Below are 16,644 nucleotides of genomic sequence, written 5' to 3' on the forward strand. Positions count from 1 at the left end.
CCGGCTCTCGCCTCGTACGCCCATCTAGCCCCAACCTTGCCAAGGCCCCGCCATGCGCCGCACGTTGTCTCTCGCTGGCTCGCTTCGCTACGCCCAATGGTCCTTTGGCGCGATGTGCGCGATCCTATCATGTGGCTTGCTAGTGTCGCTGAGCCCGGTGTTGGCGGCTGCCGCGACACCCAAGCAAAACCGGCCGAGCATTGTTTACATCCTGTGCGACGACTTGGGTTACGGCGATCTCAAGTGCCTGAACCCAGATGGCAAGATCGCCACGCCGCGCTGCGACCAGATGGCCCGCGACGGCATGCGCTTCACCGACGCTCACTCAGGATCGGCGGTTTGCACCCCCACGCGCTACGGCGTGATGACGGGGCGCTATAGCTGGCGCACTCCGCTGCAAAGCGGCGTGCTCGGCGGCCTGAGCCCGCGACTGATCGAGCCCGGTCGGGTGACCGTCGCGTCGTACCTGAAGCAGCACGGCTACCACACTTGTTGCGTTGGCAAGTGGCACCTGGGCATGGACTGGACAGTCTTGCCGGGCAAGGAGATCACCAAGCTCAACATCGAGACTCCCGATCAGGTTCACAACGTCGACTATGCCAAGGGGACGACCAACGGCCCCACCTCAGTAGGCTTTGATCGGTACTTTGGCATCGCCAGCTCACTCGACATGGTTCCTTACGCATTCATCGAGAACAACCACCTGACCCAGCCGATCGCCACCGACAAAAGTTTTGCCATGATGCTCGGCCGTGAAGGGCGCGCCACGCGTCTTGGCCCCGCGGCGGCCGATTTCGACGCCGTCGACGTGCTGCCGACGCTGACGCGCGAGGCGGTGGCCTACATCGACCAGTGCGCCGCCGACGCCCGGGATGGCAAGCCGTTCTTCCTGTACTTGCCACTGGCCTCGCCCCATACTCCGATCCATCCAGCCAAGCAGTGGCGTGAAAAGAGCGGCCTGAACCCTTACGCCGATTTCGTCATGCAAACCGACGCCACGGTCGGAGCGGTCTTCGACACTCTTGACAAGCATGGTCTCACGCGCGACACGCTGGTCATCCTGACCAGCGACAATGGCTGCTCGCCCCAAGCGGACTTTCCCGAACTGCTGGCCAAGCAGCACAACCCCAGCTACCACTTCCGCGGCACCAAAGCCGACATCTACGAGGGGGGGCATCGCGTTCCGCTGCTGGTCCACTGGCCGGCGCGGGTGAAGGCCGGCAGCGCGAGCGACCGGATCACATGCCTGACCGATTTGCTGGCCACATGTGCCGAGATCGTCGGCACGCCGCTGCCGGCCAGCGCCGGCGAGGACAGCGAGAGCATGCTCGCCGCCATGACGGGCGAGTCGGCCGGCGCCCAGCGGCAAGCCGCCGTGGTCCATCACTCGATCAACGGCTCGTTCGCCATCCGCGACGGCAAATGGAAACTCTGCTTGTGCCCGGGCTCGGGTGGCTGGAGCGCGCCGCGCCCCAACATCGACGACGCCAGCAAGCTACCGCTGGTGCAACTGTTCGATCTGTCGACCGACATCGGCGAACGGAACAACTTGGAAGGCGAGCAGCCTGACCAGGTGAAGCGCCTAACTACGTTGCTTGAAGACTTCGTCGCTCAGGGGCGCAGCACGCCGGGCACGGCTCAGCTCAACACCTTTGAACCCGACATCTGGGCAGCCGGCAAGAAAGCACATCAGCCGTTGCCCCCCAAGCCCAAGCAACGGAAGCCACAAGCGTCATGATTTCTAACGCATCGTTCGTCCGCGCCGCGGTGATTGCTGGCGTGTTTTGCCTGGGCCTGGGCGCGCACGCGGCCACCATCATCGACGCGCGGCCGAATGTTTTGTTCTGCATTGCGGACGATTGGGGCTGGCCGCACGCCGGCGCTTATGGCGACCCGGTGGTCAAGACGCCGACGTTCGACCGGATGGCCCGCGAAGGGGTGCTGTTCGCCAACGCCTTCGTCTCGTCCCCGTCGTGTACGCCGTCGCGCTCGGCGCTGATGACGGGCCAGTACCACTGGCGGCTGGCCGAGGCGGCCAACTTGCACAGCACGCTCCAGACGCGCTTCCGCTCCTATAGCGAGATGCTCCGCGACAATGGCTACGCCATCGGTCACAGCCGCAAGGCCTGGGGCCCCGGCAAGCTGGAACCGGGCGGGCGCACGGAAGACCCGTCGGGGCCGCAGTTTAAGAACTTCGACGCCTTTCTGGCCCAGCGCCCCAAAGGAACCCCCTTCTGCTATTGGTTCGGCTCCCCCGATCCGCATCGCCCTTACGAGCCAGGGACCGGCGTCGGACGCGGCATGAAGCTGGCCGATGTTCGAGTGCCAAGCTGCTTCCCCGACAACGAGTTGGTCCGCAGCGATGTGGCGGACTATTACTTTGAAGTCGAGCGTTTCGACCGCGAAGTCGGCGAGGCGATTTCACAGCTTGAAGCGACGGGCGAATTGGACAACACGATCATCGTCATGACCGGCGACCACGGCATGCCCTTTCCGCGCGGCAAGAGCAACCTATACGACCTGGGTTGCCATGTCCCCTTGGTGCTGCGCTGGGGCGCCAAGGTCAAGCCGGGACGCGTGCTCGAGGACTTTGTCAGCCTCACCGATTTAGCGCCGACGTTTTTGGAAGCGGCCGGCGTCGCGCCACTGGCCGAGATGACCGGTCATAGCTTGCTGCCGACTCTCCTTTCGGATCGCGCCGGCTGGATCGAGCCGCGACGCCATCACGTGATCTACGGCAAGGAACGTCACGTCCCGTCGCAGGAAAAAGGAAACCTGGGGGGCTATCCGTCGCGGGCCATTCGCACCGCCGATCACCTTTACATTCGCAACTTCGCGCCGGAGCGTTGGCCCAATGGCATTGCCGACGGCGAGCAGTCGTTCATCGGCAACTCCTACGCCGATTGCGACGACGGCCCGACCAAAACATTCTTGATCCAGCACCAGTCCGATCCCGCGGTGCGCAAGTTCTTTGATCTGGCCTTTGCCAAGCGCCCTGCCGAGGAACTTTACGACTTGAAGAACGATCCGCAGCAATTGGTGAACGTCGCCGACCAGCCGGCATACCACAAACTCAAAACTGGCTTGTCTGGAGCGTTGATGGAAGAACTGCGCGCCTCGGGCGACCCGCGCATTGTCGGTGGCGGCGAGAAGTTCGACGCGTATCCGTACTACGGCGCTACGATGGCTACCAAGAAGCAAAAGAACAAAAAAGCAACTGACCCTAGCTCCTGATCGAAAGGCGTCTGCCGCGCATGAGCATCCCACGCACCGTTCTGGCTCTGATTCTGTCGCTTGCCCCGCTGACGGCCGGTCTGGCCGCCGAGGCCAAGCGACCGAACATCGTCTTTATCTTCTCGGACGATCACGCCTATCAGGCGATCAGCGCCTATGGCGACTCGCGGCGGTTGTTGCAGACGCCGAACATCGACCGCCTGGGCGTTGAAGGCATGCGCTTCGATCGCTGCCTGGTCACCAATTCGATCTGCGGGCCATGCCGCGCCGTGATCCTGACCGGCAAGTACAGCCATTTGAACGGCTTTTACAACAACTCGAACAGCACCTTCGATAGCTCACAGACCACGTTTCCCAAGCTACTGCAAAAGGTCGGCTACCAGACAGCCGTCATTGGCAAGTGGCACCTGATGAGCGATCCGACTGGCTTCGATCACTGGGAAATCCTGCCTGGCCAGGGGGTCTATTACAACCCGCCGATGATTCGCAAAGGGGAACGAGTCAAGCACACCGGCTACACGACCGACATCATCACTGATCTGAGTCTCGATTGGCTCAAGCAGCGCGATGCGTCGCGGCCGTTTTTGTTGATGATGCAGCACAAGGCCCCGCACCGCGAATGGTCGCCGCCGTTGCGGCACCTGGGCCACGACAACGATCGCCAGTACGAACCGCCGGCCACGCTGTTTGACGATTACTCGGGCCGCGGGCTGGCGGTGCGCGACCAGGACATGACGATTGCCAATACGTTCACGCCGCTCGATGCCAAGCTGGCCGCGCCCAATAGCCTGAACCCTGAACAACTCGCCGAGTGGAACAAGTATTACGAGCCGCGCAACGAGAAGTTCCGCGCCGCCAACCCGCAAGGCAAAGACTTGGTCCGCTGGCGGTATAACCGGTACATGCACGATTACCTAGGCTGCGTCAAAGCGGTCGATGAATCGGTCGGCCGGATGCTGAAGTTCTTGGACGACAACGGCCTGACCGAGAACACCATTGTCGTCTACTCGGCTGACCAGGGGTTCTACCTGGGCGAACACGGCTGGTTCGACAAGCGGTGGATCTTTGAAGAGTCGCTGCGCACGCCGCTGTTGGTCCGCTGGCCCGGGGCGACGAAGCCCGGCAGCGTGAACTCGCAACTGGTCAGCAACCTGGACTTTGCCCAGACATTCCTGGCCGCCGCCGGCGTCGATGCCCCGTCGGACATGCAAGGCAACAGCCTGGTTCCCTTGCTGCGTGGCGAGCAAGCGGCCAACTGGCGCAAGAGCTTTTACTATCACTACTATGAATACCCGGCGCCGCATCACGTGCGGCCCCACCGTGGCGTGGTGACGGATCGCTACAAGTTGGTCCACTTCTACAAGCCCGACGTCGATTACTGGGAGTTGTACGATCGCCAGCAAGACCCGTTGGAACTGCGCAACGTGCTTGACGAGCCGGCGTCGCAATCGGTCGTGACTGAGTTAAAGGCCGAGCTATCACGATTGGAGAAAGAGCTAAAGGTTCCCGCCGAAGCGCCGGCCTGGGCCTATGGGGGCAAACGCAATCAAGTCCCCAAAATCGATCGCACGAATTGAGCGCGCACTCCTGACCGAAACAGCGTCGCTCCGTTATCCTACAAGCCCAGGGGTTCCACCCCCTGGGTTTTTCTTTTGGCGTTCGATTTTGCAGTAAGAGCCTGCTCCTTTGTCCAATCCAGAGCACAGCGACGTGATCGTCATCGGCGCCGGGGCCGCAGGATTGCTGGCCGCGTGCCGCGGCGCCGAGCGCGGCCGGCCGACGCTGCTACTGGAAAAGAACCGCAAGCCGGGCGTGAAGATCCTGATCTCCGGCGGCACGCGGTGCAATCTGACCCACGATTGCGACGAGCGGGGGATCATCGCCGCCTTTGGCTCGGCCGGCAGCTTTCTGCATTCGCCCCTGGCGGCCCTGGGCCCGCGCGAACTGGTCGAGCTGTTCCACGCCGAAGGGGTGCCAACCTACGTCGAGCCAGGGACCGGCAAGGTCTTCCCCCGTAGCGACCGGGCGCTCGACGTGGTGCGGGCGCTGATGGCCCGCCTGGAACGGAGCGGAGCAAAGCTGCTGCTAGGGCAAGCGGTCGAGCGGATCGAACGCGACGGCGCGCGATTCGTGATCTCGACCAGCGAGCGGACGTTCACCTGTGACAAGCTGATCGTCGCCGTCGGCGGGCGCAGCTACCCGGGCTGTGGCACCACGGGTGACGGCTACCGTTGGCTGGCCGCGTGGGGGCATACCATTCGCCCGCCCCGCCCTGCCCTGGTGCCACTGACCAGTGACGAACCCTGGGTGCGCGAGCTGTCGGGCATTACGGCGGTCGATTGCCTGGTCCGCGTCGTCGAGTGCGCCAAGGAAAACGAGGCACCGCCGCAGGCCAAGAAGCGCGTCAAAGGCTTGCCCGCGGGTGTGTTGATCGAACGCCGCGGCGCGCTCCTATTCACTCATTTCGGCCTGTCGGGGCCGGTGGCTCTCGATGTCAGTCGCGCCGTGACCGGCGCCGCGCGGCCCAGCGATGTCGAACTGCGGGTCGATTTTCTGCCCGAGCTGTCGGCCGAGGCGCTCGATGATCACTTGCGCGCCGCCGCGGCCAGCGATGGCAAGAAGCTGATCGTGGGGCTCGTGCCCGAGGCGCTGTCACGCCGGCTGGTCGAAGCGTTGGCCCGACAGGCGGGCTTACCGCTCGACCGGCGCGCGGCCGAGCTGAGCAAAGCGGAAAGGGCCGGCTGGGTCGATGCGCTCAAGCGCGCGCCGATTCATGTCTCGGGAACGCGCGGCTTTGACAAGGCCGAGGTCACCGCCGGCGGCGTGGCGCTCGACGAGGTCGACTCGCGGACCATGCAAAGCAAGCTCGTGCCGAACTTGTACCTGGTGGGCGAGATTCTAGACCTCGACGGGTTCATAGGCGGCTACAACTTTCAGGCGGCGTTCAGCACTGGCTGGTTGGCCGCGTCGAGTGTTTAAGATTCGTATGCTTCTTAATGAATGAAGCGCCGGGCTTGGACGGCAAGTTACGCGCTTCCAGCTTGCCTCGGGATGGTTTAATCTGAATACGGCTCAGCGCTAAACCCTTCTCCTCCCGTGAGAAGGTGGCGGCGCAAGCCGCCGGATGGAGGTCGCGCGTCAATCTCGTGCGGCGCACTCACCCTCCCCCTGCCCCTCCCTGCCAGGGAGGGGTGTTTACGGTTTCCGCTCCTGACATTTTCACTTGCACCAAGCCGCCAGCGAGTTCCGTCTATGCGTATGACCGCCTTTGCCGCAGCACTATTCACAATCGTGGCGTCAAATCTCCAGTCCGCCGAGAACCTCTCCTACTTCCGCGCCGATCGGGGCCTGGCGGCCAACGATTCGCAGCCGCTGCCTGACACGCTTTCCGAAGGGGAACTCGAATGGCGCGTGCCGGTGGCGCCGGGGCACTCGACGCCGTGCGTGGCGGGCGATCTGATCGTGGTGACCACGTTCGAGAATGACAAGTTGGCTACCGTGGCGTTCGATCGGGCCAGCGGCGCCGAGCGCTGGCGTCAGTCGGCACCAGCCGCAAAGATCGAAGAGTTCCACAAGACCAGCAGCCCCGCCGCGGCCACGGCCGCCAGCGACGGCCAGCGGATCTATGTCTTCTTTGGCAGCTATGGCCTGCTCTGCTATGACTTGTCGGGCAAGCTGCTCTGGTCCAAGCCGATGGGCCCGTTCCAGGATGAATTCGGCTCGTCCAGTTCGCCGCTGTTGATCGACGGCAAGCTGGTCTTGAACGAAGATCACGACCTGAACAGCTTTCTGATCGCCATCAACTGCGCCGATGGCAAGACCATTTGGCAAACGCCGCGCGAAGGCTTCACGCGCAGCTACGCCACGCCCATCGTCTGGAACGTCGCTGGTCGCGAGCAACTGATCGTGGCCGGCGCGCTGCAAGTGACCAGCTACGCCGTCGACTCGGGACGGCCGCTCTGGTCGCTCGACGGTTTCGCGCGGATCGTCAATACCACGCCGGTGGCGGCTGATGACTTGCTGCTGGTGGCAACATGGAGTCCTGGCGGCGACAAGGAATCGCGGATCGCGATGGAGCCGTGGGACGCGACGGTCAAACAGTTCGATAAGAACGGCGACCAGAAGCTGGCGCGCGAAGAGGTCACCAACCCCGACGTGCTTGATCGGTTCTTTCGCATCGATTTGAACCAGGACCAGGGGCTTGACCAGCAGGAGTGGGAAAGGTACGCCAGCGTGTTTGAACGGGCCCGCAACGTGCTGCAGGCGATTCGCTTGAAGCAAACATCCGAGGGTACGTTGGTGCCCGAGGTGGCTTGGACCTATGAGAAGGGACTGCCGTACGTGGCCAGCCCGCTGGTTTATCGGGGCGTGGTCTACCTGGTGAAGGACGGGGGTATTCTGTCGACGCTCGATCTACAGACCGGCAAGCTGTTGAAGCAAGGCCGGTTGCGCGGCACTGGCTCGTACTACGCTTCGCCGGTGGCCGGCGACGGCAAGGTATACCTGGCCAGCGACCCGGGCGTGGTCACGATACTCGAGGCGGACGGACATTGGCAGCCCGGCGACATGCGCGAATTGTTCGAGCGAATCGTCGCCACGCCGGTGATCAGCGACGGTCGCATTTACGTCCGTTCCGAAAAGGCGATGTATTGCTTTGTGAAGAAGTAACTAGCTGAGTTCCGCAGCGAGGAAAATCATGAAGACCAAATCGGGGCTGTTGTTGGTGGTTGGTGCGGCGCTGTTTCTGGCGGCGTCGGCGTCGGTGGCTTTTCCGCCCGACAAGCCCGCGGCGGCGACCAGCGAGCTGAGTCTGCGCGTCGAAGAAGCCCAGGCCTACGTCCGGCTGTACGAGATACGCCTGCTTAACGCCAAGGTGATCGCCGAACAGGAAGGGCTGAAGTGGGACAACGTCAACGCCACGTTCGCACAACTGGAAAGGGCCTTCGAGAAAGGGGCCATTTCCGACAAGAGCTTCCGCGAGGGGAAGGAACAATTCGAGTGGTATCGCTTGCAAGACAAGATTCAGGACTGGCAGGAGATCGAAGAGGAACTGAACATCGCGAAAATCAGGCTGCGCATGGTCGAGCGCGGCATGGTGGTCTACGGCGGCGACAAGCCATGAGGGGCGATTGAGCTTTGCCGAAAGCGGCAATCAGAATCGGGTAGCACCAGTTGCTCGTCAACCGGTGTTGCGTAGCAACAAGAAACTCGATGGGCACGCGCAACCCATATGGAAACTCGCCACCCGTGAGGGACGGCGCTCGAGGTTTCTTGTGGCCTTCGGCCACCCAGGTGCAAGCACCTGGTCCACCCCCCGCTACGGTCTCTTAAGAGCTGTTCTAATGTGCCGTCCAGCCGCCGTCGACGGTTAGCAGGCTGCCGGTCACGTAGCTGGCCGCGTCGCTGGCCAGGAAAATGGCCGCCCCTTGAATCTCTTCCATGCGGCCCCAGCGTTTCAGCGCGGTTGCGCCGACGATGTTCTTGAGCGCGTCTTCGTTGTTGGCGATCGGCTCGTTCATCGGCGTCAGGAACGGCCCCGGGCAAATCGCGTTGCAGGTGATCTTGAACGGCGCGAGCTCCAGCCCCAGCCCGCGGGTCATAATTGAGACGGCTCCTTTGCTGGCGTTGTATGGCGTGCGATTGGCCAGCCCGACCACGCCAAGCGTGCTTGACAGATTGACGATCCGCCCGTAGTTGCGCTGCTTCATGTGGGGGACCACGGCCCGAGCCATCAGCCACAGGCCGGTCACGTTGACGTTTTGCACCTCCAGGAATTGCTCAAGCGTCAGTTCATCGATCGATCCGCGGATGTTGATGCCGGCGTTGTTGATCAGAATGTCGATCTGGCCGAACTCCTTGATCGCCCTGTCGGCCACTTCCTTGACCTCGTTGGGCTTGGTCACGTCAGCCGCCATGCCCAGCGCGCGACGGCCGTAGTCCTTGGCAATCTGCTCGGCCGTGGCAACGGCTTCCTGTTCATGCCGGCTGATCAACAGCAGGTTCGCCCCGGCCGAAGCCAAACCTTCGGCCATCGCTCGGCCGAGTCCCTTGGACCCGCCGGTGACGATCGCGACCCGGCCCGTCAGATCGAACTGCTTGATCCCTGGCAACATGTGGCAGATTCCTTATGCGATGCGTGAGTTGGGTAATTTGTGAGCCGCGCCCGTTTATGACTTGGCCGGCTCGTCGAGCGTTTTCATCAGCACGACGCTCTGATAGTTCGTCTCGGGCCAACAAACTTTGTCGACCGGCTGGAAACCAAGCCGCGCGTACCAGGCGATCAGATGCGTCGCCTGCTCAGCGGTGTCGAGGGCCAGATGCGTGGCCTGGCACTTTCGCGCCCGCTGCTCCATCAGCTTGATCATCCGCAGCCCGATCCCCCGCCGCTGCAACGAAGGCTGCACAGCGAATTGGCCGAACTTATAGATGCCCGGCCGGCGATAGGTTTCGCAGATCGAATCGGCGCACGGCGCATAGAGCGTGACCGTGCCGACGATCTTGCCGTGCAGTTCAGCGACGACCGATTCGCCTTCGTCCAGCCGATTGCGCGTGGTCGCTTCGTCCTGGTACGAAGCTTGGTAGCGCAACCCCTGGGCCGCGTGCGGCCGGTAGGCTTCGTGCAGCAGCTCGGTGATTTCGGCCACCGAATCGCTGGAGCGGAGATCGCGATAAACAATTCGTTCAGCGCTAGCCAAGCGGGCCTCGGAACCAATGCCATGCCGGCGACACGCCGGGCCTCGTAACGATCGACGCTTCTATTGTTGCGCGATCGGGCAAGCCATCGCAACCGGCGCGCGTTACTATCGTAACGCGATCAATCGGGTACGCAATTGGCGCGGGGCTAACCGGCGGGAAACATAACCGCGAAAAACTCGAACGGACGCCGGTCGCGAGGAGGCCGATCACTGCCCCGGCGCCGCGGTCGGCTGTACAGCGGGAGCGACCCCCAGGGCCTGGGCTCGCAGCAGATTGCCCAGGTGTTGTGGCCCGGTGGCGGCGCGAAACTGCTTGGCCGCCTCGACGTTGTTTCCTTGCGTCTCGTAGACCCGGCCCAAGTTGTAATGGGCCGCGCTCGTCCAAGGGCCTTTCGGCGTCGCGATCAACGTGCGGGTCAGCAGATAGTCGATCGCCGAGTCGAAATTGTCCCGCTCCCACGAGATCAGCCCCAGCCAGTAGCTGGCCTGTTCTTTCATCCGGCGATACATCGCGAGCTTGTCAGGGGGTAATTGCTGGGACTGGGTGGCGGCGGCCAGGTCTTCCTCGGCGATGCGACATTCGATGTAGTAATGGATCGCGCCGCGCTCGCCGGTGTATCGGCCCAACAAGTGGCGAATCCGTCCGTGCCAGAGGGGCTTGCCCGGCACCTCGCGAAACGGCGTCAGCTCGGCCGATGCGGCCGCTCGCTCGACCTGGGCCAAGGCCCGCCGCGCCGCGAGTGGCCGCGTCCAAAGCTGCACGCCAATCAAGCCTGCGCTTTGCGGCAACTGCTTAGCGATGACGCTAGGGGCCACGGTCAGTTCCAGCCGTTGAGCGCCGGCCAAACGCTGTTCGACAATCCGCGCCCTGCTGGACAAATAGAGAGGCGTCGCTTCAATCAGCGCGACGACGTGATCCAAGTCGGCCGGCGCCAGTGGATAGGCCTCACCCTCGATGCCAAGCGCCGACAATCGCTCGCGATCGGCGCGCAGTTGGGCCAGCGTCATCACGCCGCGGCCGTCGCGAGGGCGGATGGGCAGCCCCAGCCGCGGATCGAATAAATAGAGTTCCCCTTCGTGGGCGAGCGCTGCCGTCCACACACGCAGCTTTGTCAGCTCTTGCGGATCGCCGATCGACAGCACGACGACGTCGAGTTGCTGTTGCCGAGCCAACAGGGTGAACACCCAGGCCCGTTCTTCAGCCGTGCCGCGTCCGAGGAGCATTGTTCGCCAAGGGACCGAATCGAACTTGGTCGTTTCGCCGCTGCGATTCTCCAGCAGTGCAATGTTACGGATAGTCCAATCGAACAAGCGTTCGGCCCGGGCCACCGGTTCCGTCTCGCGATCGACGGCATGACGTGCCGCCTCGCGCAGCCAAACGGCCTCTTGCAGCACCAGGCCGTCTTCGTTGGCGAAGGTCTGATTGTTCAGCCCTTGCATCGGCCCCGACTCACGCCAAGCCTTGGGCAAGCTGTCGACCAGCGGATCGACTTGCCAATCCTTGGTCGCCGGCTGGGCGAGGAGCCATTGATTGAGCCGGTCGACGACTTGCTGCGTGGCGTCATCGGTCTCGAAGTCGTCGAGCACGTTCAGCAACTGGAATGCGTTGTTGAACAACTCTTCGGAAATTTCCTCGTTTAGCGTCCGGTGACGAGTCTCGTAGCCGTTCGAGTCGCAACCCAGAAACAACGCCGCCAGCAACAAGGCGATCACCGCGGCCAACTCGTACCAGGCGCTGCCGCGCCAGGCGAGCGACACGGCTTGGGCCGTGGGCGCGCGCCGGGCCGCGACCTTGGCCGGTTCGGCGAGCGATGCGCCTGCGTCGTCCTGAAGCGTGTCGTCGTTCATTTCGCTATTCGCCAATCACAAGGCTTCGACCGCGGCGCGCAATTTAAGTATCCGCTGCAACACCCCGGGAAAGTCCGCCAGCGGGACCATGTTGGGACCGTCGCTGGGCGAGCGATCGGGCTCGGGATGGGTCTCGAAGAACAAGCCATCGACGCCGACGGCCACGGCCGCCCGGGCCAGCGGCTCGACAAAGGCTCGATTACCGCCGGTGGCCGCCCCCAGGCCCCCCGGCTCTTGCACGCTATGCGTGGCGTCGAAGATCACCGGCACGCCGTGAGTTTGCATTTGGCTGATGCTGCGAAAGTCGTTGACCAGCCGGCCATAGCCAAAGAAAGTTCCTCGCTCGCACAGCATCACGCGCGAGCAACCAGCGCCGGCCAGCTTGTCGACCACGTGGCGCATGTCCCAGGGGGCCATGAACTGCCCCTTCTTCACGTGGACCACGCGGCCGGTCTTGGCAGCGGCGACCAGCAAGTCGGACTGCCGCGCCAGGAAGGCCGGAATTTGCAGCACGTCGCAGACTTCGGCCACCGGGGCTGCCTGGTGTGATTCGTGAATGTCGGTCGTAACGGGGAGGCCCGTTTTTTCTTTCACGCGTTGCAAGACTTCAAGGCCCCCGTCGAGCCCCGCGCCGCGGAAAGCGGCGCCGCTGGTACGATTCGCCTTGTCGAATGAAGCTTTGAAGACCAACTGTACGCCGAGTGTGTCGGCCAACTCGCGCAGTCGTCCAGCAATCGACAGTGTCAGCTCAAGCGATTCGATCACGCACGGTCCAGCGATGACCAAGAGCGGCTGCCCACGACCGCAACGGTAAGAACCAATCTGAACCGGATTGTCGGGCACCGCACACGCCTTTCGAGAAGTCCTGCCATCGACCCGCGGCGCAGCCTTGCGCCACTTTTTCCTGGGGGTCGAGTTTGCCAGTGGCCCGTACCGCCGCGCGGCCGATCGAGCCCAAGCTGTGAATATAACTGTCCGCGTGTGAGTTGATAATCGTCACAACCGGCAGAATCGGCTCGCAAACGAGACGTTTACTGTGCAGGCCGCGCGTCAAAACACCAGGGCGCCCGCAAATCGTTCGCTCGACCGGGGTGCGAAAACACCGTGTTTTCCCGAGCGTGCTAGCTTTGAATAGTAAGGCGCGGTGGTAGATCGGCGAGTGAACTACGACGGCCCAACGTGCCGCGCTCGCCATTTTCAAAGCTCAGCGTTCTAGGTGACCCGATGTCCAAAGAAGCCAAAACCGAAGCAGCGGCCAAGCCAGCCACGAATTGGAAAACCCGACTCGTCGGGGCCGGCGGTTGGCTGCGTCAGCATTGGATCGGCTCGCTGCTAAGCGTGTCGCTGGGCGCCCACGCCATCGGCTATTGGTATCTGCAAACGCACCTGGCGCCCCCCAAGGCGATGTCTCCCGAGGTGTCGCTGGGGCAGTTCGAGTACGTAGCCGCGCCGCACGTGCAAGGGCTGAAGCGGGCGCGGTTCCAATTGCACGTCGAGTTGAACGATCCGCGTAATGAGATGGCCCGCCGGCAGTTGTCGTTCCACCAGTTCCGCCTGCGTCAGCAACTGGAAGAGACGCTCCGCAATCTGCGCGGCGCCGACTTCGAGGACACTAAGCTCGGCGAAGTGAAGCGGCTGCTGATGGCGCAGATCGAAAACGTGGTGGGCACCGACCTGACGCACGCGCTGTTGATCACGGAATTGACGCTCGACTACGGCCCCCAAGCGCCGCCGCGCACCATGACCCAAGCGGCGGACGAATCCCCGCGACTCTAAAATGCGCTAGGCTAGCCACTTCACGGGTCGTGCCCTGTTCCAACGGGACTCTCCGCAGCCAGCTTAACGGCCCTGCGATCGCACCGATCAACAAGTGTTGATCTTTTCTTCCGTCTGTGCGACACTGGACCAGTCGATCCTACCTGCCGCCGGCCCCCCGCGTCGCGCATCGACGAGTCAATCGCGCCCCCGCCGAAACCCTTTTACCTCGGATTTGGTGATTCGATGAATCAACCGAGCCGCTGTCGCGGACCAATCACCCGTCGCGATGTTCTCAAGCTTGGCGCTTTAGGTCTGGGCGGACTGACGCTTTCGGATCTACTGCGCGGCGAGGCCCAGGCCGGGATCGGTCGCTCCGCGAAAGCGATCATCATGGTCTACATGGCCGGCGCGCCGTCTCACCAAGACACGTTTGATCTCAAGCCCAACGCGCCGAGCGAAATCCGTGGCGAGTTCGAGCCGATCGACACCAACGTGCCTGGCATTCGCATTTGCGAGCACTTGCCACGGCTGGCCGGCATGATGGACAAGCTGGTGCCCATTCGCTCGATGCACGGCTCGCCGAGCGGCGACCACGATTCGTTCATTTGCTACACTGGCCGCTCCAAGCTGCGCCAGCCCCCCGGCGGCTGGCCGGCAATCGGCTCGGTGGTGTCGCGATTGTTGGGGCCCACCGACCCGTCGGTGCCGCCATTTGCGGGCTTGGCGCCCAAGGCGGGGCATCCGCCCTATGGATCGCCGGGATTGCCGGGGTTCTTGGGGCCCGCCCATGCCGCCTTCCGGCCGTTTGGCGAAACAATGGACGATCTGGTGTTGCAAGGCATCACGGTTGATCGGCTGCGCGAGCGCAAAACGCTGCTTGCCAAGCTCGATCGATATCGCCGTGTAGCCGATCGGACGGGCACGATGAGCGCTTTTGACGAGTACGCGCAACAGGCGTTCGGCCTGCTCACTTCCAGTCGCGTGGTTGATGCGCTCGACCTGTCGAAAGAATCGCCCCAGATTCGCGAGCGCTATGGAAAAGGAGACTCCAAGAACTTTGGGGACGGCGCGCCGCGCAATCTGGAACACTTTTTGATGGCCCGCCGACTGGTCGAGGCCGGCGTGCGCGTCGTCACCTTGAACTTTGGCCGCTGGGATTTCCACAGCAATAACTTCAACGGCATGCGCGACACCCATCTCCCTCAATTCGATCAGGGGCTCTCGGCCTTGATCGAGGACTTGCACGCGCGCGGCATGGCCCGCGACGTGGCCGTGGTGGCCTGGGGCGAATTTGGCCGCACGCCGATCATCAACAAGGACGCCGGCCGCGACCATTGGCCGCAAGTGGGTTGCGCCCTCTTGGCTGGTGGCGGTTTCCGCACGGGCCAAGTGATCGGCGCGACAGATCGGTTGGGGGCCACGATTGCGCAGCGTCCGGTCCACTTTGGCGAAGTCTTCGCTTCCCTCTATCGCCACCTGGGAATCGAACTCAACCAGGCGCCCGTCCAGGATCTGGCCGGTCGGCCACAATACCTGACCGACGAGCATGCCCCATTGCCCGAATTGGGCTAACTATTTCGCGGCGCCCATCTGGTCGCGAAACAGCACCTTGAACGGATTCTCGGCGGGACCGACAGCGGTTTCGTTGACCAGTTGCGGTTGCACCGAGTCCCACCAGCGATCGTAGGCCGCTTCGAGCCTTGCCACTACTTCCGGGTGTGACGCCGCCACGTCAATCTGCTCGCCGTAGTCGCTGCGGGTGTCGAACAGTTCCCAGTCGCGCTCGCCGTTCTTGGTCGTACAGACCAGGTGCCAGGCGCTGTCGCGCACGCCGCAGCGCAGATACTTCGACTCGGCCGCCTTGCCGTGCGGCCAGCGGCCGACGTGCGTGAACAGGACACGATCGGCCCAATCGGCGTTGTGGTTTTTCAGCAGCGGCACCAGGCTGCGCCCCGCGACCTGCTCTTTCACCTCGGCCGTCAGCGAAGCGCCGGCCAGTTCGGCGATCGTGGGAAAAAAATCGATGTGCGCCGTCAAGGCGTCGCACTCCCCCGGCTGTAGCGCGCCCGGCCAGCGCCAAAAGCTCGACGCTCGCGTGCCGCCGAGCCAGGGAGTTCCTTTCGCGCCGCGCATGCCGGCGTTGTAGACCTGGGTCCCGACGGTCGCGCCATTGTCATTCATGAAGATCACCAGCGTCGATCGCTCCAAGTCCCACGCGGCCAGCCGATCGAGCAGCCGGCCGACGTTGTCGTCGATGTTGGCGACCATACCAAAGTACTTGGCGACGTTTTTGTTGGGCGACTTGCCGGCATAGCGGGCTTCGTCCTCGGGTCGCACGTCCAGCGGCCCGTGCGGTGCGTTGGTTGGGATGTAACAAAAGAACGGCTGCTTGCCGCGGACGCTGTCGATCCACTTCATCGCCTGGGCGAAGAAGACGTCGGTGCAATAGCCGTGCGTCTTTTCAAACCGGCCGTTGTGCAAAATGTAAGGATCAAAGTAGCTGTTGCCCGGCGCGTCGCCGCAACTCCCCGGATAGCTTTGCCCGATGCCGCCGGCGCCGTGGATGAACACTTCGTCAAAGCCGCGCCGGTTCGGCTGGTACTCGGCCTCGTCTCCCAAGTGCCACTTGCCAAAGATACCGGTGGTGTAACCGGCTGACTTCAACACCTCGGCCAAGGTCGTGGCCGACAGGGTCAACCGCTCGCGCTCTTCGATGGTGTGGGTGACGCCGTTGCGGAACTCGTGCCGACCGGTGAACAGGGCGCTGCGTGTCGGTGCGCAAGTCGGGCTGACGTGAAAGTCGGAAAAGTGGACTCCTTCGCGGTACAACCGATCGATGTTCGGCGTCTTCAGCGTGGGGTTGCCATGACAAGACAGATCGCCGTAGCCCTGATCATCGGTGAGGATGAATACAATGTTCGGCCGCGAGGGCAGTTCGGCCGTCCGTGCCAGGCGCGGCAGCGATCCCGACATCATCACGACTGACAGAATTAAAAACCAACGCTGCAACATGGCGCTACTCGGCGTGCGAAGAAACGAAGCCGTCCATCTGCCGTTATTGTCGTCGCGTTAGTCGAGCCGGTCAAATCCGGGCCAGAAGTGTTTGGCC

The 16,644-nt window shown here is 63.0% G+C and carries 13 protein-coding genes; 8 read left to right on the forward strand and 5 right to left on the reverse strand.

The window, feature by feature from the left end:
* The first annotated feature begins 112 nt into the window (after nucleotides 1-112).
* From JSS27_02010 to JSS27_02035, 6 genes are all read left to right on the forward strand, one after another.
* Nucleotides 113-1,738: an arylsulfatase gene (locus JSS27_02010; protein MBS0207706.1), complete on the forward strand. Its 1,626-nt coding sequence runs from the start codon at nucleotides 113-115 to the stop codon at nucleotides 1,736-1,738.
* Nucleotides 1,735-3,234 carry a sulfatase gene (locus tag JSS27_02015; GenBank protein MBS0207707.1) on the forward strand — a complete coding sequence of 500 codons (1,500 nt, stop codon included), beginning with the start codon at nucleotides 1,735-1,737 and terminating at the stop codon, nucleotides 3,232-3,234. The genes JSS27_02010 and JSS27_02015 overlap by 4 nt, the downstream gene beginning before the upstream one ends.
* Nucleotides 3,235-3,254: 20 nt before the next feature.
* Nucleotides 3,255-4,811, forward strand: coding sequence for a sulfatase (locus JSS27_02020; protein ID MBS0207708.1), 1,557 nt, complete (start codon nucleotides 3,255-3,257; stop codon nucleotides 4,809-4,811).
* Between the two features lie 109 nt (nucleotides 4,812-4,920).
* Nucleotides 4,921-6,213 carry an NAD(P)/FAD-dependent oxidoreductase gene (locus JSS27_02025; GenBank protein ID MBS0207709.1) on the forward strand — a complete coding sequence of 431 codons (1,293 nt, stop codon included), beginning with the start codon at nucleotides 4,921-4,923 and terminating at the stop codon, nucleotides 6,211-6,213.
* 273 nt (nucleotides 6,214-6,486) lie between these two features.
* The gene (locus JSS27_02030) at nucleotides 6,487-7,902 is read left to right on the forward strand and encodes a PQQ-binding-like beta-propeller repeat protein (GenBank protein MBS0207710.1); all 1,416 of its coding nucleotides are present in this window, start codon (nucleotides 6,487-6,489) and stop codon (nucleotides 7,900-7,902) included.
* A 28-nt stretch (nucleotides 7,903-7,930) separates the two neighbouring features.
* Nucleotides 7,931-8,356, forward strand: a complete 426-nt coding sequence (locus JSS27_02035; GenBank protein MBS0207711.1) for a hypothetical protein — start codon at nucleotides 7,931-7,933, stop codon at nucleotides 8,354-8,356.
* A gap of 217 nt (nucleotides 8,357-8,573) precedes the next feature.
* On the opposite strand, the gene JSS27_02040 is transcribed toward JSS27_02035, so the two are convergent.
* From JSS27_02040 to kdsA, 4 genes are all read right to left on the reverse strand, one after another.
* Nucleotides 8,574-9,347: an SDR family oxidoreductase gene (locus JSS27_02040; GenBank protein ID MBS0207712.1), complete on the reverse strand. Its 774-nt coding sequence runs from the start codon at nucleotides 9,345-9,347 to the stop codon at nucleotides 8,574-8,576.
* A 54-nt stretch (nucleotides 9,348-9,401) separates the two neighbouring features.
* Nucleotides 9,402-9,929: a GNAT family N-acetyltransferase gene (locus JSS27_02045; GenBank protein ID MBS0207713.1), complete on the reverse strand. Its 528-nt coding sequence runs from the start codon at nucleotides 9,927-9,929 to the stop codon at nucleotides 9,402-9,404.
* 207 nt (nucleotides 9,930-10,136) lie between these two features.
* On the reverse strand, nucleotides 10,137-11,777 hold the full coding sequence (locus tag JSS27_02050) for a hypothetical protein (protein MBS0207714.1): 1,641 nt from the start codon (nucleotides 11,775-11,777) through the stop codon (nucleotides 10,137-10,139).
* A gap of 15 nt (nucleotides 11,778-11,792) precedes the next feature.
* Nucleotides 11,793-12,620, reverse strand: a complete 828-nt coding sequence (gene kdsA / locus JSS27_02055) for a 3-deoxy-8-phosphooctulonate synthase (GenBank protein MBS0207715.1) — start codon at nucleotides 12,618-12,620, stop codon at nucleotides 11,793-11,795.
* A gap of 381 nt (nucleotides 12,621-13,001) precedes the next feature.
* Here kdsA and JSS27_02060 point away from each other — a divergent pair, with 381 nt between their 5' ends.
* Nucleotides 13,002-13,553: a hypothetical protein gene (locus JSS27_02060; protein ID MBS0207716.1), complete on the forward strand. Its 552-nt coding sequence runs from the start codon at nucleotides 13,002-13,004 to the stop codon at nucleotides 13,551-13,553.
* A 225-nt stretch (nucleotides 13,554-13,778) separates the two neighbouring features.
* Nucleotides 13,779-15,107 carry a DUF1501 domain-containing protein gene (locus tag JSS27_02065; protein MBS0207717.1) on the forward strand — a complete coding sequence of 443 codons (1,329 nt, stop codon included), beginning with the start codon at nucleotides 13,779-13,781 and terminating at the stop codon, nucleotides 15,105-15,107.
* On the opposite strand, the gene JSS27_02070 is transcribed toward JSS27_02065, so the two are convergent.
* On the reverse strand, nucleotides 15,108-16,547 hold the full coding sequence (locus tag JSS27_02070) for an arylsulfatase (protein MBS0207718.1): 1,440 nt from the start codon (nucleotides 16,545-16,547) through the stop codon (nucleotides 15,108-15,110).
* Nucleotides 16,548-16,644: the final 97 nt, after the last annotated feature.

The organism is Planctomycetota bacterium, assembly GCA_018242585.1.
Classification (GTDB): domain Bacteria; phylum Planctomycetota; class Planctomycetia; order Pirellulales; family PNKZ01; genus JAFEBQ01.